Raw genomic sequence first — 23,050 nt, 5'->3', positions numbered from 1 at the left:
TATAGATTTTTTAAAAGGAGATAACGAAATTATGTTAAAAAACATGTTCACACAGCACCTTGATATTGACGATGGACTTAGTATTTCAGGTGCAGGCGCAGAAGAGCCGGAAGTCGCCGAACCGGCAGAAGGTGAAGAAGGCGCAGAAGAACTGGAAGTCGCCGAACCAGTCGTGGAAGAAGGAGAACCTTCAAACAAAACAGCGGAGGATTCAGCGTGGGCAGCAATGCGCAGGCGTGCGGAAGAGGCGGAAGCTAGGCAGGCAGAAATAGAAGCGCAGAACGCAATGATGGCAGAAGCACTCGGCATGTATTTTGAAGGTGACCCAATGGAAATGGCGATACAGGCTAGAGCGAATGCAACAGGTGTATCACCAGAAGTTGAACGGGCACGCATGCAAGCAGAGATGGAAAGAAAAACCACCGAAGCTGAAAATGTGAACCTGAAAAATGAATTACAGCAAATCAAAATTGAACGAATGATGGAACAAGGCTTGGCTGACATTCAGCAGATTGACGCAAATGTAAAAGACCTCACAGACCTTGGCGAGGACTTCCCAAAATATATTGCTGCAGGGCTGTCCTCTATAGATGCGTATTTTGCCGTGAAGGCGAAAGAAGCTAAAACGAAGGTCAATCCGCCTAAACCGATTGGAAGTGTAAACAGTACAAAGGCAGAAAGCGATTACTTCACAAAAGAGCAAGTAGAAGCCATGTCTGATGAGGAATTGGAAGCAAACTTTGAAGCCATTGAACGTTCATTGAAAAAATGGTAAAGGAGTGAAAATTTATGTCTTACAAGAATTTTGTGCCTAGAGTATGGGCAAAGAAAATCCAGCATGAACTGGAAAGAAAAATGGTGTTTGCAGAAGACTGCAACAGAGAGTATGAAGGTGAGGTTACCAATATCGGTGACACTGTCAAAATCCTTGGCGTGGGCAAACCGACAATCAAAACACAGGTTGGCGGAGATATCGTATTGACCGGTGCTGAAAAGGTTGAATCCACTGCGGTATCTATGCCAATCAACCATATTGCTTACTTTGACTACATGGTAGGCGATATTGACAAATTGCAGGCAACTGGCGGTATCATGGAAGCGCTGAACAAAGAATCCAGCCTTGGAGTTGCGAACGAGATGGACAAACTCATTTCCGAAGTAGCAAGAGACAAGCTGGCAGTAAGATTTAATCCTACAGCTACAGCAATCACAAAAGACAATGTTTTGTCTACGATTGATGCTGCCCTTGTAAAACTGTATGACAACGATGTGCAGCCGAACGATGAAATCGTTATGACTGTAAAACCGTGGTTCTACATGATTTTAAAGCAGGCTTATACTGCGCTTGACACCGACAACAGTAAGATGCTGGAAAACGGCAAAGTGGGTAGATACGGCAATGTGATTGTGAAGATGAGCAACAACGTTGCACAGGATACAAACAGCAATGACCTTGTCATGATCCGAACCAAAAAAGCGATTGCATTTGCAAATCCGAAGGTACATACAGAGCCGTACAGACCAGAAAAAGCATTTGCTGATGCGGTGAAAGGTTTTGCACTGTATGACACTAAGATTGTCAGACCAAAAGAGCTAATCGTGCTGAACTGTAAAGCAGCGTAAGAAGGGAGTGAGAAAATATGGCAATTAAAAATATTGATTTTCAGAAAGTGAATCTGAACGAAGGAAAGCTGGTACAGCTGACTGCTGCCACTGCGGCGGCAGATGGCTTTGCCATTGATTTTAGCCAGCAGGACGAAAGAACAGTATTCCTGTTTCAGAATACCGGATCTGCAGCGGCTAACGTAAAAGTAAAGCAGGGTAACGGCATTCAGGGTGTTGCTGACCTCGATGCTTTTTCTATTGCAGCAGGTGGCATTGCTGTGTTTAGGCTGGATTCCGGTGCATTTAAACAGGTTACTGGCGAAAATAAGGGAACTGCGGTATTCATTCCGTCTTCCACCGATGTAAAAGCGGCAGTCATTGTATTGCCGTAAGAATTTGGGCGGGCATTGTCCCGCCCCTTTTTAAAAGGAGGGTCAGTATGACATTTGGAGACCTGAAAGACAAATTAAGAGATATGGGATTTGAAGAAGACGCAAGTATGGACGAGTATAAAGAACTCGTTATCAATGCAATAAATCGTTCCATAGAGATTATTAAAAATACGGTAGTAAGCAGACTGGAAGGGGTGAATCCGGAAGCCTTTGCCCTTGACATTGACTCGGACGACGAGACAGAAATAGACCTTCCAGCAAAGGTAACTATGTTGCTTCCGCTTCTAAGTGCTTACTATATTTGGCTTGATGACGACGAACGGAAAGCGGTTATGTATTATAACCAGTATGATGATTTGTGCAATCAGATTTTTTCTGAGCGTATGAATGGCACGAAGATGACAATTACAGGAGGGTATAGGTTTGGCTAAGATGAATATTCCAAACCCGCCAACGTTAAGTTACGCTTATTATGATAATTTGCTGGGGGCAGATTTTTCCTGCGATTCAACCGAATGCAATAGGAAGCGTTCACCGGATACGCTGAATATGATAAGTGACAATGGGGGAAATCCGGTCAAAAGGCTTGGGTGGAGAACCAAATATAGCCTTGGCGAAAATGAGCAAATTCTTAAACTTTATATAGATTCAGACTTACTGTATGCTATAACAACCGCTGGCGTGTATCGCATTACAGCAGATACGGTGACAAAGTTAGTTGATAAGACTATTGAAAATGCAGAAATTATAAAATTCAATGGTAAGGTGTATGTCTTTGCAAATGGCATTTACGAGATAGGTAGCACATTCAAGGACGCACTGTCTGACGCATATGTGCCAGAGACGATTATTTCAAGAAAACCTGACGGCACAGGCGGCACGTTTCTTGACAGCGTGAATCTGTTTACGCCGAAAAGAACGGTGTCTTTTTTGGGAGATGATACGAGCAAAGTGTATAACCTTGTGCCGGAAAAAGACAGAACGGAAAACGCATACAAGTACATTGTGGCAACATCAGTTAAGGTAGAAGTGCAGGGCGCGGACGGTATGTTTACAGAAACTACGGAATATACGCTTCCGACGGCAGAAACAGTAACGGCACGTGATGTTGACGGCAGCATGAAAACATTTTCTGTTTGTGCACCGTATGTTACGTTTGCACAGGCGCATGCCCCAGTGGTAACAGGACAGGATAATGTAAGAATCACCTATGAAGCCTTTGACGCGAACGTGGAGGACGGCAGTATGAAAGGCTTGTACAAAAAGGAACGTGTAGAACTGCTTTCAACTGGTGTTGTAAAATCCTATGGTTATGTTGCAGCAGACAGATTATTCTGCGTGGTAGGCGGCACAAAGGTCTACTACTCAGATGTAAATAAGCCAGCTTATTTCCCTGACGACAATTACTTGACGGTAGGTAATGATGGCGAAATCAAAGGACTACACCGTGTAGGGCAGTACCTTGTAGCCATCAAAAATGAAATCAGCGTGGAAAGTACCATTTACCTGATTGAAGGAACACAGTTTGATGGTCAGACTGCGTTTTCTGTAACACCTGCTATTGCTGGTGTCGGCGCAATATCAGGAAATTCTTTTGATACGCTGGTGGACGAACCGTTATTCCTTGCAAGAACGGGGATTTATGCAATTGCAAGTACATATATCAGCAGTGAAAAAGTAGTAAGGAATCGTTCTATGTTGATTGACAAAAGATTGTGCAAAGAACCGACGCTTGAAAATGCAGTGGGGATTGTTTGGAACCGGTACTACATTTTATCCGTCAATGGACATGCATATGTACTGGACGGACGCAAGAAATCCAGCGAACGGGGCAGGAATACTGATTATGTGTACGAAGCATATTATTGGGAAAATATACCTGCAACCTGTTTCTTTACTTACGCCAATGAACTGTGGTTTGGTACGGTAGATGGCAGGATATGCAAATTTAATACTGATATAGATGATATTACAGCGTACTGTGATGATGGAACGGAAATGGTTGATAATGATGGGAAATTGTTATTGACTGGCGGTATTGCGATTCCCTGCAAGTGGAGTACGCCTCTTGACGGTGATGGATACCCGCAGTATTTTAAAACACTGAACAAGAAAGGTAATGTCCTGACACTGCTACCGTATGACAGGAGTTCAGTTACGATATCTTTTTCTAAAGATGGAAACCCGCCGATTGAAATCGGCACGTGGCAGATGGACATTTTCAACTGGAAGGTAATTGATTTTAGCCGTTTTACTTTCAACAGTAATTCATCAGCGCAGGACGCATTTCTGCGAAAAAAGGTCAAGAAATACAAACGGCTACAGGTGATATTTGAAAATGATGCCATTTATGAACCGTTTGGAATTATTGGCTATACAAAGACCTACAGCATAGGCAATTTTGCAAAGTGAGGTAGATTATGTTAGAAAAAATTACGAAACAGGCAGTGAACGCAAATAACGTGAAATCAACACCCGGTCAGAGACTTACCGGAACAGTGTCTGAGAATAAACATGTGTTTGACAAATTCCCAGAACTGATTTCTTCGGCACTGAATTCCATCATTGATGCGTTGCAGTCCGTAGCAGAGGGAGACAGCGGCGCAGACTGCATCAATGTCACACCCATAGAGGGCATATCTGGTACGACAGTACAAGGTATTCTGGGTGCATTTAAAGCTATGATTGATGATGTTTACACAAAAGGTAGCGTTGATGATAAACTGGACGAAAAGGCTGATAAAACGACTGTGAATATGTCTTTAAAAGAGATTTCTCTTGATCCGGTAACAGGAATTTGGACATTTATAAGGCAAAACGGAACATCGTTTACGATTGATACGTTGCTGGAAAAAATTATTGTAAATTTTAGGTATGACAAAACGACACAAAGTATCATCTTCACTGCATCAGATGGTACGTTGCAGCCGGTATCCTTATCAGATTTTATTGCCGAAACGGAGTTTGCAAACTCGGATACAATTGAGATATCCGTAAATGACGGCGTAGTAAGCGCTCATATCAAGGAAGGCGGCATCAGTGATGATTTGCTTTCATCTGCGCTGAAATCTGCTCTAATCGGTTATCGTGACGATGCACAGGTGGCGGCGAGAAATGCAGCAGCATCGGAGACCAACGCAGGACAGTATGCGGCGAGTGCAGCAGCGTCACAAGTGGTGGCAACGCAGAAAGCAGAAGACGCTGGAAATTTTGCGGGTTCGGCGGAACAAAGTGCGCAGGAGGCAGATACTGCGGCAACAATGGCGAAAAGCTATGCTGTGGGAGGCACAAATTCCCGTGCGGGGGAAGATGCAGACAACGCAAAGTATTATAAAGAACAGGCAGGATTATCTGTGGAGGCAGCGGCAGGAAGTGCCGACATAGCGCAGAAGGCAGCAACTACGGCAACAGGTAAAGCTGATGCTGCAAAGATAAGTGAAAATGCGGCAAAAGTGGCAGCACAGACAGCGGAGACAAAGGCGACGGAGGCAGAGGATAGCGCAACTGCTGCTTCTTCTTCGGCGACTTCTGCGTCCGGTTATGCGTCTACAGCGCAGGTAAAAGCAACAGAGGCAGCAGATAGCGCAACTGCTGCAGCGGCAAGCGCATCTTCTGCGCAGTCCAACAAGACTGCAGCAGTGAACGCCAAAACGGCAGCACAAGCGGCGCAGGCAGCTGCGGAACTTGCAAGAGATGAGGCACAGGAAATTGCGGGAGGTGATTATGCAACAAATACATCTCTTAATAATCATATGCAGAATGTTGACCTGCATTTTACGACAGGAGAGAAAGCAAAGCTTTTAAACGTGCCTGCAAATACCAATACTGCACTTTCTAGCAAGGTTGATAAAGTGACAGGAAAAGGATTATCCTCCAACGATTACACAGATTCGGACAAAGCAAAGGTACAAAGTGCATTGCAATCTGTTCCCCATGCGAATGCGACTACATATGGCATTGTTAAAACTGTGAATAATGTAAATGAATTTTGGGGCTCCGAGGATACAGATGCAGTTACTGTAGGATTTTATAAACAAGCGGCGGACGAAATAGAAAAGATGATTAGCAATAAAGCTGACAAACCAGCAATATCGTATACGACTTTATCTGCAAACGCTTGGAACGATAAGCAGTACAGCTTTGAGGACAGTTATCCGAAAGCGACTTACGATTTATCAGTCGAACCGGATAGTACGTGTACGGAGGCGCAGCTTGACGCATGGAGTAGCGCAAGGATTGTGGGAAGTTCCACCGGGAATGTACTGAAAGCTTTTGGCGATGTGCCTACGGTGGATATCCCGATAATTTTGGAGGTGAAAAAGAAATGAGTATTAGTGTGAAGAATGCTGGCGGAGGCGGAAGTAAAGGGATAGGAAACGCAAACGAAGCGAGATGTTATACTGTAGAACCTGTGGAGGAAAATTCTTTTGTAGCGGTTGAGAGCAAGTACAGTGAATCGATAGGTGTGTTTTCGACTACCGGACAAAGTTGCAATACGGCGGTGCCTGTGTGTAATGGAGAGTTTGTGCTTACACAGTCTTCGGATACATTTGCATTAATTAGAAGTACAGCATATGAAGAGTATATTGTGGAAAACACAATAACAGTGCCGTTTGATAGTGTGACAAGTAAGAACGTTTTTTGCGGAAAAATGGTAAAGTTAGACGAATATACTGTTGGAGTAATATGCAGGTATACGGACACCACGCCCGTTTTCTTTGTGACTTTATTAAAAATTAATAGAGACCATACAATCAGTGCAACTTTGAGTAGTAATACTGTACAGGTAAGTACAAATTTAGCGGGGTCTTTAAGCGATACCACTGGGACGGAAATTGATAATGCCCACATGGTAATCTTTTATATTTTCGGGAATAATCTTTATGCAATACCTGTTGATGTCAGCGATGAATCTCCGAAACTAGGAAATAGTACAAAATGTTACAAGGATTCGATGGAATCGTATTATTACCCTTGTTGTGTTTGCGTTGATGAAAAATATGTAGTAGTGGCAACACAGGCAAATAGAAGTGGAATGCGTGTACAATTCATGTCTGGCGTATATGACAAAAATAGTAACACTATAAGTATGGGTGGAACAGGTCTTACAGCCATCAATGAATGGTTGATATCGAATTTTGGAACAACTCATCTACCTGCTGGCATGGTGTATGATGCAGGAAAGAGACAATTACTTTTATTACTATATAACACAGTCTCTGGTTCTTACGGGGTACGCGTTGCTAGCTTTAGCATAGATACGGACGGAAATATCAACAGTATAAGCTATGGATATCAAATGCCCGTTTACTCAAACGGGAGTCGCACATCATGTACAATAGCTACAATTATCCCCGGAAGGTTGCATGCGGTGTACTATCGCTACGACTCTACCCAAATATATATTAGGCTATTTGAGAATATGGATTTTAACTATGACGCGACAACTAGAAGTTATGGAGTAGGGTTACTTAGAAAGTCATCATCTTATAGTAGCTTTTCGAGCCTATTAATATATGCATTTGGAAGGCTGTTAATATCTCTTACATTGAATATGTCCAAAGATATGTTTTATCTCAAGCCGCCTGCGGCTGGATTATTAGATTGCGGGGTTGTCTACAAAGGGTCTGGTGGATATGATACGGTACCGATTGCAGTACCGAAATAAGGAGGAGTAATATGTATTTAATTTTAGATAAAACAAGTCATACTGTATGGAACTATGATACGGAAATAGAGTATCAAGCGAATGGTTATCCCTGTTTGTTAAACGAGAAAGTTGCATACCCTGATTGGGGTGTAGATGTGAAAGAAGTTGCCGAACTACCGAAAAGTGTTGAACCAATGAAGTATTGTTATACCGAAGAGGATGGATTTTACGAAAATCCAAATTATGTAGAACCGCCAGAAAATCCATACGGAATCACAGATGAGTTACTTGAACAAATTGAAACAAATTACAGGGAAAGACTAGCGCAGGAGGTGAGTGAACATGGCTATGACGCATGAAGAATTGATTAGTATGATGGCGAAAGCAATTCCCGTGATGCCTGATGAGTTGGCAAGTAAACATTTTGACATGTATCCAACGTGGGAAAGTGTAGTCGGAAAAGAGATTACGCAAGACATGATTGACAGAGGTTTCGACAGATACCAATACAACGGAATACTTTACAAAGTTCTACAACCTCACAAGGTGCAGGAGGATTGGACACCGGAATCTGCACCTAGTCTTTGGGCAAAGGTGCTTATCCCAAATCCGGACATTATCCCGGCGTGGGAACAGCCAGACAGCACAAACGCCTACAGCAAGGGTGATAAGGTGGCACATAACGGCAAGACATGGGAATCCTTGGCTGATGGCAACGTTTGGGAACCGGGAGCGGTAGGAACGGAAAGTTTGTGGAAAGAAATGTAGTAGCCGAAAGGCTATTTTTTATTGGAGGTATTAAATGGCTATAAAAAGAACTTTTGTAGATAAGGTGAAGGCTTCTGGCTCAAAGACACCTACCCCAACAATGGTTCAGGGTACATTGAATAATTCAAGTTTGAAAAATTTAAGACCTGATGTTCGTGAAAACCCGGTGAGAACGGTAAACGCGGAATCTGCAAAAACGCTGAGAGGTACACAATTGCCGCAGGGCATGCAACTGCCAATTACGATAGGTCCGTTGCAGCGTAATCGTAATAATGGACAAACTGGATTGTTTCAGCCTAAAGAAAACGACCCATATTTGGAAGGGCAAGCGGCATATGAGAAAATGTTACAGTCCAATGCCGCTGCCCTAAAAGCGGAATTGGAAAAGGTGTACGGAGAAATGATAGGTGGGATTAACACTGGATATGACCGAAGCGCCAATAATGCTTATGTGCAGTATAGACAGGGGCAAAAAGCACTGCCTGAGCAGTTATCACAGTATGGACTTAATGGTGGTGCGTCAGAGTCAGCAAACTTGAAACTGCAAGCGGCATATGGCACCAACCTTGCTAATAACGAGTACAACCGAAACAGTGCTTTATCAGATGTAAGACAAGATAAAATTAGCAGATATGCAGACATTGACGCAAACACAAACAGCGCAATAGCGGAAGCGTACTTGCAGAACATGAATAATTCTATTGCATGGAAACAAGACCAGCAGGATAGAGCGGATGTCAAAGCGAAAGAAGCAGAAGCAAAGGCACTGCAGAAAGAAGTTGATAATTGGAATAATAAAGTTATGGCGAATGTTCTGAAACGTACTGCGCAGGGGTATGAAGTCGAGACTTGGACTGAATCCAACGGAAAGTTGCATTATAGAATTGTGGGCAATAATAAGAAAGCTGCGAAGGCACAGTATGAGGCAGCGCAGGCGTTGCTGAATCAATCAATGGCTCTTGCTGATGCAGGGTATAGCGTATCGCTGAAAGATGGAGGGTTGATTACTACGTCAAAAAAAAACTTGACTAGCGGCAATTCTTCCGGTGGCGGTTCGGGTTCTGGTAGTTCTAGAGGTCTAGCACCAGCAAAAAATACGAAGAACACATCGAATAAAGGTAAAACAAAGAAAGCTGATGATTTGAATTATGGGAAAGTTTTGCTGTATACAAAAACGAATGCATCAAAGATGATTAGTGACCCGTATTCGGTGGTGAAAGATCTAGAATCAAAAATAAAGTCAGGTTATTTTACCGAAGCAGAAGCGAATGCAGTATATGCTAAAATGCCGAGTTTGAAAAAATAAGGAGTACATATGAACTTCATAGACTTAGATTTAAAAACTGGAAAGTCAAAAAAAGCCAGTGAACAATTGAAGAAGATAAAGAGTTCAAAGCCTTCCAAGAAGTCGAAGAAGGCAACTTTGCCAAAGCCAAAGGGAAAAAAGACAAAGCCAGGTCAAGCTGCACAAAGTAAAAATCCCCACAAAATGAATGATAAGGCAAAGAAAGCATTTTACAAAGCGTGGACGGATTATAAAGCGCCAAGAGCAATGTTGGGGTTCTGGGATGGTATTACCTCTGCGACTTTTGGCAAGAAGATGTTCACCGAGGGAAACAAAAATATTGATACGAAAAAACTGTATCAATCTGGCTCTTATAAAGTCGGTAATATCGGCGGCAATATGGCTGGTTACGGACTGGGTTATGGCGGTGTTGGCAAAGCTGCTGGCAAGGTAGCAACGAAAGCGGTCACATCGCAGACTGGGAAAAGGCTAGTCTCAAAGGCGGCAAAGTCTAAAATGATGAAGGCTGCCGCCCGAAAGACATTGACAAAGACTGGACAGAATGCGACAAAGAAAGCTGTTGAACATGCGGCGAAAAAACAAGCTGGAAATGTTGCGAAAGGTTTAGTAAAGGGTGCTGTTGCTGATGCTACAGTAGGTACTTTCATGAATAGCCAGTCTGCCCGTGCTGAGGGTATGAAAGTTGGCTCTAAAGAGTGGAAAAAGCACATGGCTGAAAGTGCTGTGCTAGATTTTGCAACCGGGGGCGCAATGGAAATTGCGCCTACCGCTTTAAAGGCTCTGAAAAAGGGTTCTGGTAAGAAAACTGTGCAGCGCGTTGTAAATGGCAAAGTTAAAAATGTGAAGATAGATAAAACTTACATGGATTTTGCACAGGAACACCAGAAAAATGCACTAAATAAGTCTAAAAAGGCTGTTGAGACGGCACAGGACGAATATACAGCAGCGCAGAACAAGTTGTCCAAGGCACAGAGTTCCTTACAGTCAAAATCTGCGAAAAGAACAGAGAACCTTGCAAAGCTGAATGAAATGCGCCAGAAAAAGTTGGCGGCGGCAGAAAGAAACTTCAAGCAGGCAGAACTTAAGCTGGAGAAGAAGCAGCACGCCTATGATAATGCTATGAAAGCTACGCTTCCAGAACCAAAAGCAAATGTGAGAAAACAAGCACCACTGCCGAAGTCTTTCAATGAAGCAAAGAAGGCAAAACTAAAAGCGGACACTGACGGTTTTATGAATCAGGTGTCAAGAGTGATGACGGGAGAATATAATGAAAGATTGCCGCTAAAAGTTTCCGACACGCCAGCAATTCTGAAAAAGTACGGCGCAAAAAGCAGCAAAATCACAATGCCGTCTAAGAATGTGCGAAAAATAGCTTACCCTGCAAAATATTTAGGCCAAAAAGATGGGCATAATTTAGGATTTGAAGCGTTACAGCAACTGCCTAAACAAATTTCTGATCCAGTAGCAATTTTAGATTCTTTCACGCAACCTAATAGTAGAGTTATCATTACAGATATTATTGATACGAATAATAACCCTGTTTTGGTAGCTTTGCACCTCAATAAAAATGGGCAATTAAGTGTTGCAGATGAAATCGCAAGCATGTATGGAAAAGATGGATTTGATTCATTTATGGAACGTGCACGAAAAGAAGGAAAGGTGTTATATGAGAATAAAAAAACAGGTCTAAATGATGCCGTAACTTCCAGACTCCAATTGTCTGGGGACGCTACATCATCTGACCCTATATTCAGTATATACAAAAATGCTGAAAATGTCAATGTAAATAAAAATCCCCGGTATCAGGTGACCTCTAACAACGCCGTAGGGCGGGAGACCTCTTACCTGTCCGCCGGAGATGGTAATAGTATACCCGATTCAGGAGCAAAAATCAACGAAGTAGGCAAAGTTACAACAATTAAAAATCCATATAAAGGTGATGTTCCTACAACGTCGAGTACTTCTTCAAAGGCATATTCAGTTCCAAATGTGAGCAATAAAGAAATATCGGATATTGAGTATCTGACAACACATCTTGAAAAATCTGAGTTAAAGAAGCAATTAAAAGAGAACTTTGGGCAAAGTCGAGTTGTTCCTGTTAAGAACGTACAATTTGCAGGAAAAGCATATAATGTAAAGATTAACAAAAATATTGTCGGAAAGATTGTAAGTTCAAAAGCAGAAAAAGAAAATTTGGCGTTATTAGGAAGACTTGATGAAATCGTATCTAACGGAAAATATGTAGGAAGCGGGGAGTATATACCACATGGCAGTAAGCAAAAGAAAACAGTTAGGTTTGATTATTTTGAAACAGATATTCGCATAGGAGATACTGATTATATAACCAGATTTGATGTTGAAGTTTTTCCTGATGTAAATAATTACAAGGCACATGAGGTAAAAGAAATAAACCTTGAACCTAAAACGGGTGCTGACATAGGTCCGGAACCTACCGCAGCCGTTTCAGGCGAAGGTTTTTCTAATAATAGTATACCCGATTCAGCAGCAAAAATCAACGACAGATTTGTCGTGGCACCACACAAAGACCTTGGAGCGGATATATATAAGCAGTCAACACAGGAAATCAATTCCAATGTTTATGGACGGGAACAAGGCGTTGTCAATGCTACACCGTATGGGGAAACTTCGCAGTCTGCAAAGACAATATATAATAGCCCGATGCTGGACGAAAAAGCCCAAAAGTTCATGCAGGAAGATATCAATGCTGGTATGTATGCAAAGTATACTAAGAAAAATAAGGTTGCGATGGATAATGCCATTGCTGTTGTTGACAATGACATGGCTGGTGCACAGAGAGACTTCAGCAATGTTGTGGATAATGGAAGAATGGCAACCAGTGAAGATATTGCAATGGGATATAGGCTGGCGCAGAACTATCAGAAGATGGGTGACTATGACAGCATGATGAAGGTGCTGGGAGATGTGGCAAGTTTAGAGTCCGAAGCAGGACGAACCTTGCAGGCAATGAGAATGTTTAGTCATTTGACACCAGAAGCAAAAGCAATCAATATCGGTAAACAGATAGGAAGGTTGGAACGTGCAACGGGTACGAATGTAAAAGTACCATCTGAACTTATCGACCAGTTGGGTAAGGCGGCAGATGAAGCAACAGCAAACCGACTGCAAAAAGAAATCATGCGTGATGTATGGAGTCAGATACCGGCAACCTGGACGCAGAAAGCTAATGCTTGGCGGTATATGTGTATGCTTGCCAATCCGAAAACCCATATCCGAAATATTTTGGGAAATGCTCTGTTTGTGCCAGTAAAAGGCATGAGAAACGTTATTGCCACAGGTCTTGAAAAAGCTCTGGTTAAAAATGGTGACAGAACGAAAGCAATTCTGACTTTGGGAGACAAGCATCTTGTGGAAGCCGGGGCAAATGACTTTAAACAGGTGAAAGACATGATTACTGGCAATTCAAGGTATATAGAAGGAGCCAGAGACCTTGACGCAAAAGTGTTTAATAATAGAGGTCTTGAGTGGGCGCGTCGTGTGAGCGGAGATTTGCTTGAAAAGGAAGACGAAGTTTTCATGGGACTTGCATATAAGCGTTCTTATGCACAGTATCTAAAGGCGCATGGTGTTAAAAATCTTGACGAAGCAGGAGAAGAAGTTCTAAGGAAAGCCAGAGAGTACGCCACGAATGAGGCATTAAACAGCACCTATCGTGATGCTAGTGCGCTTGCGGATTTCTTTAGTAACATGAAAAAGTACTCCAATGTACCGCTTGACCAAGTACCGGGAAAAACCAGAGGGGAGCAGCTGATTAAAAAGACTGCAAGTATGGCAGTTGATGCAACCGTGCCATTCACCAAAACACCTATCAATATCATGCGGCGTGGCTGGGATTATTCGCCGGGCGGACTGATTCAAGGCATGGGCAAGATATTGAAGGCTGGCGGCGATAATACCAAGTTGATAGAAGGAATCGCAAAGGTTTCTTCTGGACTTACAGGAACGGGAATTGTTGGCTTAGGTCTGTATATGGGTATGCACGATATGGCGCAAGGTTCCCTCGACACAATGTCGACAGAGGGCAGATATGCGGCGCAGAACGGAGAACAGGAGTATTCTATCAGGATTGGTGATTATACCTATTCTATGGACTGGGCAGCACCTATTTCTATGCCATTCTTTGTTGGTGTTGAGCTGGGGAACGACTTTGAAAAAGATGGGTTTAGCTTTACGTCTGTACTAAGCAGTATGAAAGGTATGACTGACCCGATTTTTAATTTATCTATGTTGTCAGGACTCAATAATGTGCTTGATACGGCGTTTGACAATAATGCAACATTGGGCGTATTAGGAAATATTGCAGAATCTTATGTGGGGCAATATATCCCGACTGCACTTGGACAACTTGCAAAAACAATTAGTCCAGAGAAACGTACTACCACATCAACGGCTGAGAACTCCGACCAGAAGAAGATGGAAACTTTTATTAACCGTTTGGAAAATAAGATTCCTTTCCTTGCGGATACCAATGAGGCAGCAGTAGATTTGTGGGGGAATACTGAAAAGAAAAATGGTACGGGAGATTATTTAAGGGCGGTATTTGATAATTTTATCAGTCCAGGTACGCTGAAAAGCACACAGAAGTCTTCGGTCGATAAAGAGATTTATAATCTCGGTGACAGGTTGGGTGAACTGAGCGAAATTGTACCTAGAAATACTACAAAGCAAGAGTATGATAAGAAATTTGAAGGTACTAATTATCGTATGAGTGAGCACGATTTGACTTTATATAAAAAAGCAAAAGGCAGATATTCACAGCAGGGGTTGCAGGAACTTTTTTCTACTAAAAAATATCAAAATATGAGTGATGTTGAAAAGAAAAAGGCAATCAAGAAAGTGTACGATGCTGCAAAGGATAAAGCAACGATGGAATTTCTCATGGACAAGGGGATATCGAAGGAAAGATATAAGGTGTCACAGATGGGAAAAAATCAGAAGATAGCTTATGAAAAGAGCGGTATGGACATTGACCGCTTTGAAACACTTTACAAGGCAAGGGACAATTATGTTGATTCCGATGGTTCTGTGACAAAAACCATGAAATTATTAGCTGGTGGAGCGGAAACCTATAAGGAAGCAAATGCTGTATTTGGTGGAGAGTTGTCGGAACACGCATACAAGAATGCTAAAAATTTGTACAACCTTGGAATAAAACCGAAGGAAGTCAGAAAAATAGCAAAGGGAGCGGATTCCGATGGTAACAAGCATTACTCTACGGCTGAGTTAGTTGCATATCTGGATAAGACATCTTATTCACGGTATGAGAAAGCATACATATTTGCTGCATTGGCGAATTGGAATGCACATAATCCATACGCATAAAGGAGGAAGAATTATGATTAAGAAATGGTTTAAAGCGGCAACAGTAAGAGCGATTAAAACAATGGCGCAGGCTGGTATCGCTATGATTGGGACAAGTGTTGTAATTGAAGATGTTAGCTGGCAGATGGTAGTAAGTGCAGCGGTGCTTGCGGGTATTTTATCGCTGCTTACCAGTTTAGCAGGTTTACCGGAGGTTGAACAGGAGGTTTAAAATGAACGACATTCAAGTTACTGTATCAACTATTCTAGCGCTCTTCGGGGCGCTAGCAGTCATTGCTGGCGGCGTTAAAGTGATTATGCAAATGTGTTCTCCCTTCAGGCGGTTGACGGAACGTATTACTGAGTGCGAAAAACGGCTTGATGCTCACGATTCCTTTTTGGGCAATGATAAGCAGGCTATTGCTGATATTAAAGAGATGGCAAAGGAGAACATGAGGGTCAATTTGGCTCTTTTGAATCACTTCATTGACGGTAATGGTGTAGAGAAAATGAAAGAACTAAGAGAAGAAATTCAAGATAGAATTTTTTGAGGAGGTGTAAATAGATGGCGAAGAGACCAATTTTGTTTTACTTGTCCGCAGGACACGGTGGGAGCGACCCAGGCGCTGTCAGTGGTAAATTTGTGGAAGCTGATATGGCAAGAACTGTGATGGCAGCTTGCTATAAAGAACTGCTGGCGCACAAGGGGCGTACATACAAGGTTGCATACCCGGAAAAGGACGGTAGCGGCATGTCACTTGCGGCGCATGTTGCCGACATGGCAAGGTACAAAGCGAAAGGCTACAGAGTAGTATCTGTTGACGGGCACTTTAATGCCGGCGGCGGCGACGGTGACGAAGTCTGGGTATGGAAAGGCAGCATCACAAAAAGCAAGCAGGGCAAGGTGCTTGCGAACCTGATTATCGCTGAGCTGAAAAAAGAAGGACAGAATACCAGAGGTATCAAGTACACGAGAGCTTTGTACTTCCTCAAAGGTGTAGGCGTGCCGGTGTTGGTGGAATACGGCTTCGTGGATAACAAAACCGACCGAAAGGGTTTTGACACAAAGAAGGAATTACAGGCTTACGGAAAGGCAACTGCAAGAGCCCTAATCAAATACTGGGAAAGGTATAGATAATGAATAAATAAACGGAGGTGTCAGATGTTGATACCTCCGTTTTTAGACTACAAATTGGACTACATTTTTGCGAAAACGGGTGAAAATGAATGACAACACTTGAATGTGTTTGACAATTCTGCAAAACGTGAAACTATTGGGAAATGAACACAAATGACTATTGTTGAACGCTCTTGAACGCACAAAAAGCAGGTTTCGAATCCCTTAGACCGCACCAAAGAAATAGATAGGCTTAGCCTATCTATTTTGCTATATATGAAATGAAATTTAATTTGGAGTCATTCGACTATGCAATTTATGGGATTTGACAAAATGTAGAGCCAGCTTTCGGGCTACATAAAGAAATAGCGAAGCAGCTGAAACTGCTTCGCTAAAGAGTTTATTTTAATCTTAATTAATGCTCAAGCCGGCACTTGCATATCCTACAACAGTATTAACCAGTGTTAGACCGCTTGCCGATGCAGAGAATACCAGCATCAGTCGGGTTCCAGCAGTTACTGGAATGTTGAGTCCTGTGAGAGAACCATTTAATAATGTTCCAATGGATATGATTCCAGTAAGTGATGGTGTTAAGTTGATTAAAGTTCCAGGAATTGGAGAGAACACATTATTAGGCGTTGTGGATTGATAGATTTGTGCATTTACGGCGACAGTGGAACCCAGCAGAGAAAGTGCTGCTGTTGTGCTGAAAAATGCACTGAATGAGGTAATTGTGCCAGCACGAGGAACCTGAAATGCAAAGTTTGAAAGCGTTCCTGCAGCATTTGTAATATTAATGCTGGAACCTAGTACTGTAAGTCCTTGCGCACTGCTTCCGAAACCAACAAAGGCAGGAAGTCCGGCAAGCCCACCAGCTATTGTTGTTAAAGCAACTGGAAGCCCTGAAGCAAATGGGATAATGGCACCGGTACCAGCAGGGCCGGTAGGACCAGCAGGGCCAGTAGCACCGTCTGCACCAGCAGGGCCGGTAGGGCCAGCAGGGCCAGTAGCACCGTCTGCACCAGCAGGGCCGGTAGGGCCAGCGGGACCAGTAGCACCATCAGCACCAGCAGGGCCAGTAGGACCAGCGGGGCCAGTAGCACCGTCTGCACCAGCAGGACCGGTAGGACCGTCAGCGCCAGCAGGACCGGTAGGACCAGCAGGGCCAGTAACACCGTCAGCGCCAGCAGGACCGGTAGGACCAGCAGGGCCAGTAACACCGTCAGCACCAGCAGGACCGGTAGGACCAGCGGGACCAGTAACGCCATCGGTACCAGCAGGACCGGTAGGACCAGCGGGGCCAGTAACGCCATCTGCACCAGCAGGACCGGTAGGACCAGCGGGGCCAGTAGCACCGTCTGCACCAGCAGGTCCGGTAGGACCAGCAGGGCCAGTAACGCCATCAGTGCCAGCAGGGCCGGTAGGGCCAGTAGGACCAGTAGCACCAGCAGGGCCGGTAGGACCAGCGGGGCCAGCGGGGCCAGTAGCACCATCAGCGCCAGCAGGGCCAGTAGGACCAGTTACACCGTTAGCGCCAGTTGGACCGATAGGGCCAGTTGGTCCGGTTGGTCCGTCATCTCCTGGGCAGCTTTTTGGACCTTGTGGTCCCATTGGACCAGTAACACCTTGAATACCTTGTGCACCAGTAACACCTTGTGGTCCCATTGGACCAGTAGGACCAGTTGGTCCTGTGATGCCAGGGATGCCTCTTGGACCCTGTGGCCCAATATCGCCCTGTGGCCCGATGGGACCAGTTGGTCCGGTATTTCCTACTGGACCTTGTGGCCCAATATCACCTTTCGGCCCTTCGCAGCCGGGATCACCTTTTGGTCCGACATCACCGCGAACTCCCTGAATCCCTTGGATACCCTGTGGTCCTGCGTATCCTCTTGGACCTTCAAGACCTCTTGGTCCGGTATTGCCAGTAGGTCCAACTGGTCCCGTGTTTCCCCTGGGTCCTCTTGCACCAGGTGCGCCAGGAATACCCTGTGGCCCCATCGGTCCCTGTTCTCCTCTGTCACCTTTTGGACCAGGGCAGCCAGGGTCACCTTTTTCTCCTTGAGGACCTTGCGGTCCCTGATCACCTTTTGGACAATCCTGTTCATGATTACAGCAAGGAGAAAAATATGGGTTGTCGTACTGATTTGTATTATAATTATATGAATTATTTGAATTCATATCAAACATATCCTTTCTATATTATTAACAAAAGGTTTTCTTGAAAATCGAAAAACTTTTGACATATATATTATATGATATTTTTATATGTTGGTTACAATACGCAGCGCAAAGTTTTTCTCATTAATTATAGAAGGCACAGGTTATACGTTCAGGTCATCAAAATACTGTTTATTATAAAGGTATGCTTTTGAATGAGGCTTACAAATTCCAGCACGCTCATTATATTCTTTTGCTTTTTGTCTATCTCCTAATTTGTCATAGCACACGCATAACTGTAAAAAAGGAACGTAATCATAGCAATCAGGCAAAATAAAACCACCAGCATACTCATTTCGATTTGCCTGCAGTGCATTTTTATACCAATAGATAGCATTTTGGTAGTTTTTGCGCTCTAAGAAATGTTTCCCAATCTGGCAGCATAATTCAGCTCTTGGTAAATCGAAAGAGAGACTGCGAAATAGAGTCAGAAGAGCAGAGGTCTCTTGATTTAATTGGTAATAGCAGTCGGCACAGATAGAACATGCTTCTAATTTATTTTCAATCCATCCTTCCGATGATGACATAAAACGTTCAAAAACTGAAATTGCTTCTTCATATTTTTGATGATAGTATAGTTCTCTTCCATAATAATATTGTTGCCTTGGATCCATAGGCCTTCCTGTGGACAGTTGTTTTTGGTATATTTTCAAGTTGCGATCAGGGTCTCCTGTACCGATCTTTCTGTGACAGACTGCAATGTCAGAATAAATTATCTTGCCATTTAGCGGAATTACTTCGTGAACGGCACCAACCCAACGGTGGTCTGGAGAGTTTTTTATCCAACGTTCTCTAAAATAGGAAAAAGAAGGATTGCCAGCTTCATCAAAGGCTGTATGATATTTCATCATTACGATATCGGTATCTAATGTTAGTGTCTGTTTGAGCTGTAGGAATTTTGGGGATTCTGTTTTTTCCAGAACATCGTCTGCATCTATCCACATGCAATAGTCCATAGATGCTTTGGAAAAAGCGTAGTTGCGGGCATCAGAAAAATCGTCTATCCAAGGATGGGTATAAATCTTCGATGTGTACTTAGATGCTATTTCTAATGTCTGGTCAGTTGAACCAGTATCTACAATAATTATTTCGTCTACAAGATTTGCGATATGATCAAGGCAGCGGGCAAGGTGTTTTTCCTCATTTTTAACAATCATACAAAGACTTATTGTGATCATATTTGGTCCTCCTATAGTTTTATTGTCTGTTGAGTTTTTGTATAATGATATTCATAGTCGTTCTGGCGGTATTGACAGAAGAAGACCATGTAAATTGCAAAGAAGTGTCATCATGAGTTTCAACGATAAAATATCTTGACAATTTTACCAATTCATTTCGTTTTTCAACATTGACGCATTCTGCATATAACGACTGATTAGAGTCATTAAAAAACGGCATCAATTCTATGGCGCCAGACGATTTTGCTGTTGTAGATAGATGATAATAAATTGTGTAATATCCTGGTTTTAAAATAATGGAACAGGAGTCATGGAGAGAAATATTCCCACTTGGATCCGGTATGTGAGTATTTAATGGAAGGAGAATCTCTTCTGGTAAAAGGGTTTCTGCATTAATGAATGATGCAAACACACTGTTTTGTGGATAGCCGGGAGGCCCTTGCGGCCCTTGTACTCCAGGATCGCCTTTTGGTCCCATCGGTCCGGTTGCACCTTGCGGTCCTTGCGGACCGGTAACGCCTTGTGGACCGGTTTTACCGCGCTCTCCCTGAGGACCGCAAGGGCCGGGCTCGCCTCTTTGACCCATTGGTCCAGGTTCGCAATAGTAAGGGGATGGCATGTTTGTATACTGAGAAGCATCGGGTTTAGATGTGTTTTCTTCGGGCTTAAAATCTGGTGAGTTTTGTAATATATTTTGACGATTTTCTTTGCTGGGACGACTTTTCATACAAAATAAGTCCTGCGAATGAAACCACAGATTATGGTTATCCAATTGAAACCACCTCGTTATTATTTTTTGTTGTATTATGATACATTATATGCAGTAAAACTGGTTTGGGGATACATTTAAGATATAAAAGATGAATCATACTGCGTAAAGATAAAAAACTTGTCACTGCTTTGTCAAATTTATGGTAGTATATTTTGACAAAATGAAGACGAAAGTATAGATTGATAATGCAGTTAGCCTACGCTAATAAAGGGGCGGAGGCATTGCTGTAGAAAGATCGTCTTTCAAATACGCTAAAAATTTTTCCGAGGCTTTAGAAAATACCTGATATTTTTTCCAAATGAGATAAAGGTTTGCAGTCAGTTTTGGTGCAAGTGGTTTGAAACACAATGTGCTGTCGCCTGTGGTATTGATGAGACCATCAAGGGTGATGGCATAGCCGAGACCTTCCTCTACCATCAGAGCTGCGTTGTAGATGAGATTATAGCGAATAATGATGTTTAGTTGTTCAAAGTCTGAACCATACCAGTCGCTCAGATCTGATTTGAGCAGACTCTGTCTGGAACACAGAAGCGGCAAATCTTTTAAATCTGCAGGTTCTATATAATCCTTGTTTGCTAAAGGGGCATCACGCCGCATTAGAACACCCCAGACATCTTGATAAGGTAGCTGCAAACTGTCATATTTGCTGATATCCACAGGCTGAATGACAATACCAAAATCTAAAAGTCCCTTATCCAGTTTTTCCATGACATCATCGGCATTGCCGCTGAACAATTGATAATGTATATGCGGCTGCTCATCGCCAAGGCGACAGGCAGCTTTTGCTAAGAGACGAATCGCCTGGGTCTCTCCTGCACCGATATGGACATTACCTGTAATCATATCTTCTACACTGTTAAACTCAGCTTGTGTCTTATCAGTCAAATCGATAATTTCCTGGGCTCGTTTACGCAGAAAACGACCTTCTTCCGTTAAGGTGATTTTTCGATTACCACGAATAAAGAGAGGACTTCCAAGTTCTTCTTCTAAATCCATTAGTTGTCGTGATAAGGTAGGCTGCGTCACATGAAGCTGCTGGGCGGCGGCTGTAATACTTTCTTCTCTGGCAACTGCCAGAAAATACCGTAACACTCTTAATTCCATTGAAGAACCTCCTTTTTCATGTTGAATCTATTATAAGCTGACATTTACTATACTGTCAACCATGCTTTTTGTCTATATGAGAGTATTCTTTATAAGTATTTGTTATTAGAAAGATGCGTAAGTATAATGGAAATGAAGGAGGCGAACAAATGAAAGAGCAGAGGGCATGTGATACAGGGCTGCTTCAAAATCTGGAAGATGCAGGATGTAGCAATGCGACCATCGAACAGGTTTTGGCATGCTGTGGAGAAAGAGAATACGACAGACGGCTGCAGATTTTATGCAGATACAGGTGCCAGCTTTTAGAGCAGGTTCATGAAGAGCAGAAGAAATTGGATTGCCTCGATTATCTCATTTACACCATAAAAAAACAGAAAAAGGAGAAGGAACATGATCTATAAAGATTTTCAGGACTTAAAATTGTCAGCTTTAGGCTTTGGCGCTATGCGGCTTCCGACCGTGGACGGAAAGGATGCTGAAATTGACAAACAGGCAGCATCTGCTATGGTCAGCGAGGCGATGAAAAAAGGAATCAACTATTACGATACAGCATGGGGCTATCACGAGGGAAACTCTGAACTGATTATGGGAGAAATTCTTTCAGAATATCCGAGAGACAGCTTCTACCTTGCGACAAAGTTTCCCGGCTACGACCTTTCTAACATGGATAAAGTCGAAGAGATTTTTGAGAAGCAGCTGGAAAAGTGCAGGGCTGACCATTTCGATTTTTATTTATTCCACAATGTGTGCGAGATGAATATTGACGCATATTTGGACGAAAGTCATGGCATCTTTGCATATTTGATGGAGCAGAAGCAAAATGGAAGAATTAAACATTTAGGATTTTCTGCTCACGGAGAAGCTCCTGTAATGAGACGATTTTTGGAAAAGTACGGCAAAGAGATGGAGTTTTGTCAGATTCAGCTGAACTATCTGGATTTGAAGTTCCAGGATGCGCAGGCAAAGCTGGAACTTTTGAAAGAATATGAAATTCCCGTATGGGTGATGGAACCTCTGCGCGGTGGTAGACTTGCAAACCTCACCGAAGAGGAAACTGCAAAATTAGCTGCACTTCGTCCTGACGAAACTGCGGTATCTTGGGCTTTCAGATTCCTGCAATCCATTCCGGAGGTTACGATGATCCTTTCCGGCATGTCAAACATGGAGCAGCTTCTTGCAAATATCGAAACTTTTGAGACTGAAAAGTCTTTGAATCAGAATGAGCAGAGAGTACTGCAGAAAATTGCAGATGAGATGGCGGCAAAGGTGGCGCTACCTTGCACTGAATGTCGTTACTGTACGACTCACTGTCCGCAGGGTCTTGATATTCCGTATCTGCTTTCTCTGTATAATGAGCATCGTTCAACCACTTTGGCAGGAGGTATGAGTTTCATCGCGCCGATGGCGCTTTCTGCTGTGGAAAAGGAAAAACAGCCGAGTGCATGTATCGGATGCGGAAGCTGCGAGGCTGTATGTCCGCAGCAGATTAAAATTTCCCAGGCAATGAAAGAATTCGTAGGGGCTTTGGGCATGTAAGAGCAGGCAGAAGATTGGGCTGAAAAGAATAGACGGAGGTTAAGAAAGTGGAAAGAAAAGAGTTA

Annotated in this window: 20 protein-coding genes; 16 read left to right on the top strand and 4 right to left on the bottom strand. The window is 43.1% G+C overall.

Annotation, left to right across the window (positions count from 1 at the left end; translation table 11 throughout):
• Positions 1-31 precede the first annotated feature (31 nt).
• Genes NFR88_RS13910 through NFR88_RS13845 form a run of 14 tightly spaced genes read left to right on the top strand, consistent with a single transcriptional unit; the run spans position 32 to position 16,199 of the window.
• Positions 32-775, top strand: coding sequence for a hypothetical protein (locus NFR88_RS13910; RefSeq protein WP_251616860.1), 744 nt, complete (start codon positions 32-34; stop codon positions 773-775).
• A 14-nt stretch (positions 776-789) separates the two neighbouring features.
• Positions 790-1,623: a hypothetical protein gene (locus NFR88_RS13905; RefSeq protein ID WP_251616856.1), complete on the top strand. Its 834-nt coding sequence runs from the start codon at positions 790-792 to the stop codon at positions 1,621-1,623.
• A 17-nt stretch (positions 1,624-1,640) separates the two neighbouring features.
• On the top strand, positions 1,641-1,997 hold the full coding sequence (locus NFR88_RS13900) for a hypothetical protein (protein ID WP_251616851.1): 357 nt from the start codon (positions 1,641-1,643) through the stop codon (positions 1,995-1,997).
• 47 nt (positions 1,998-2,044) lie between these two features.
• Positions 2,045-2,428, top strand: a complete 384-nt coding sequence (locus NFR88_RS13895) for a hypothetical protein (protein ID WP_251616846.1) — start codon at positions 2,045-2,047, stop codon at positions 2,426-2,428.
• The gene (locus tag NFR88_RS13890) at positions 2,421-4,409 is read left to right on the top strand and encodes a hypothetical protein (protein ID WP_251616844.1); all 1,989 of its coding nucleotides are present in this window, start codon (positions 2,421-2,423) and stop codon (positions 4,407-4,409) included. The genes NFR88_RS13895 and NFR88_RS13890 overlap by 8 nt, the downstream gene beginning before the upstream one ends.
• Before the next feature lie 8 nt (positions 4,410-4,417).
• On the top strand, positions 4,418-6,325 hold the full coding sequence (locus NFR88_RS13885; RefSeq protein ID WP_251616842.1) for a hypothetical protein: 1,908 nt from the start codon (positions 4,418-4,420) through the stop codon (positions 6,323-6,325).
• A complete protein-coding gene (locus NFR88_RS13880) occupies positions 6,322-7,665 on the top strand; it encodes a hypothetical protein (protein ID WP_251616840.1) in 1,344 nt (447 codons plus the stop codon). The genes NFR88_RS13885 and NFR88_RS13880 overlap by 4 nt, the downstream gene beginning before the upstream one ends.
• A gap of 11 nt (positions 7,666-7,676) precedes the next feature.
• The gene (locus tag NFR88_RS13875; protein WP_251616838.1) at positions 7,677-8,006 is read left to right on the top strand and encodes a hypothetical protein; all 330 of its coding nucleotides are present in this window, start codon (positions 7,677-7,679) and stop codon (positions 8,004-8,006) included.
• A complete protein-coding gene (locus NFR88_RS13870) occupies positions 7,990-8,415 on the top strand; it encodes a carbohydrate-binding protein (protein ID WP_251616836.1) in 426 nt (141 codons plus the stop codon). Before NFR88_RS13875 ends, NFR88_RS13870 begins: the two co-directional genes overlap by 17 nt.
• 34 nt (positions 8,416-8,449) lie before the next feature.
• Positions 8,450-9,721, top strand: a complete 1,272-nt coding sequence (locus NFR88_RS13865) for a hypothetical protein (RefSeq protein WP_251616834.1) — start codon at positions 8,450-8,452, stop codon at positions 9,719-9,721.
• Between the two features lie 9 nt (positions 9,722-9,730).
• A complete protein-coding gene (locus NFR88_RS13860) occupies positions 9,731-15,082 on the top strand; it encodes a MuF-C-terminal domain-containing protein (RefSeq protein ID WP_251616831.1) in 5,352 nt (1,783 codons plus the stop codon).
• 13 nt (positions 15,083-15,095) lie between these two features.
• Complete coding sequence (locus NFR88_RS13855) at positions 15,096-15,293, top strand: holin (RefSeq protein WP_251616826.1); 198 nt, start codon at positions 15,096-15,098, stop codon at positions 15,291-15,293.
• Between the two features lies 1 nt (position 15,294).
• Entirely contained in the window at positions 15,295-15,612 is a 318-nt protein-coding gene (locus NFR88_RS13850; RefSeq protein WP_251616823.1) for a hypothetical protein, read from the top strand.
• Between the two features lie 14 nt (positions 15,613-15,626).
• Positions 15,627-16,199: an N-acetylmuramoyl-L-alanine amidase gene (locus NFR88_RS13845; RefSeq protein WP_251616819.1), complete on the top strand. Its 573-nt coding sequence runs from the start codon at positions 15,627-15,629 to the stop codon at positions 16,197-16,199.
• A 390-nt stretch (positions 16,200-16,589) separates the two neighbouring features.
• On the opposite strand, the gene NFR88_RS15120 is transcribed toward NFR88_RS13845, so the two are convergent.
• The 4 genes from NFR88_RS15120 to NFR88_RS13820 form a co-directional block, all read right to left on the bottom strand.
• A complete protein-coding gene (locus NFR88_RS15120; protein WP_371874480.1) occupies positions 16,590-18,356 on the bottom strand; it encodes an exosporium glycoprotein BclB-related protein in 1,767 nt (588 codons plus the stop codon).
• Positions 18,357-18,499: 143 nt separating this feature from the next.
• Positions 18,500-19,573, bottom strand: a complete 1,074-nt coding sequence (locus tag NFR88_RS13830) for a tetratricopeptide repeat-containing glycosyltransferase family 2 protein (protein ID WP_160202738.1) — start codon at positions 19,571-19,573, stop codon at positions 18,500-18,502.
• Between the two features lie 19 nt (positions 19,574-19,592).
• Positions 19,593-20,345 (bottom strand): hypothetical protein, encoded by a 753-nt coding sequence (locus NFR88_RS15115; RefSeq protein WP_285813896.1) that lies wholly within the window; start codon positions 20,343-20,345, stop codon positions 19,593-19,595.
• Positions 20,346-20,546: 201 nt separating this feature from the next.
• Positions 20,547-21,449 carry a LysR family transcriptional regulator gene (locus tag NFR88_RS13820; protein WP_251616817.1) on the bottom strand — a complete coding sequence of 301 codons (903 nt, stop codon included), beginning with the start codon at positions 21,447-21,449 and terminating at the stop codon, positions 20,547-20,549.
• A 149-nt stretch (positions 21,450-21,598) separates the two neighbouring features.
• Between NFR88_RS13820 and NFR88_RS13815 the strand changes: the two genes are divergently transcribed.
• Positions 21,599-21,850, top strand: a complete 252-nt coding sequence (locus NFR88_RS13815; protein WP_160202740.1) for a hypothetical protein — start codon at positions 21,599-21,601, stop codon at positions 21,848-21,850.
• On the top strand, positions 21,840-22,985 hold the full coding sequence (locus tag NFR88_RS13810) for an aldo/keto reductase (protein WP_251616814.1): 1,146 nt from the start codon (positions 21,840-21,842) through the stop codon (positions 22,983-22,985). The genes NFR88_RS13815 and NFR88_RS13810 overlap by 11 nt, the downstream gene beginning before the upstream one ends.
• Positions 22,986-23,050 lie beyond the last annotated feature (65 nt).

Source organism: Senimuribacter intestinalis (assembly GCF_943192965.1).
GTDB lineage: Bacteria > Bacillota > Clostridia > Peptostreptococcales > Anaerovoracaceae > Senimuribacter > Senimuribacter intestinalis.
The sequence above is the reverse complement of the archived record's forward strand: the minus strand, read 5'-3'. Positions and strand labels throughout refer to the sequence as shown.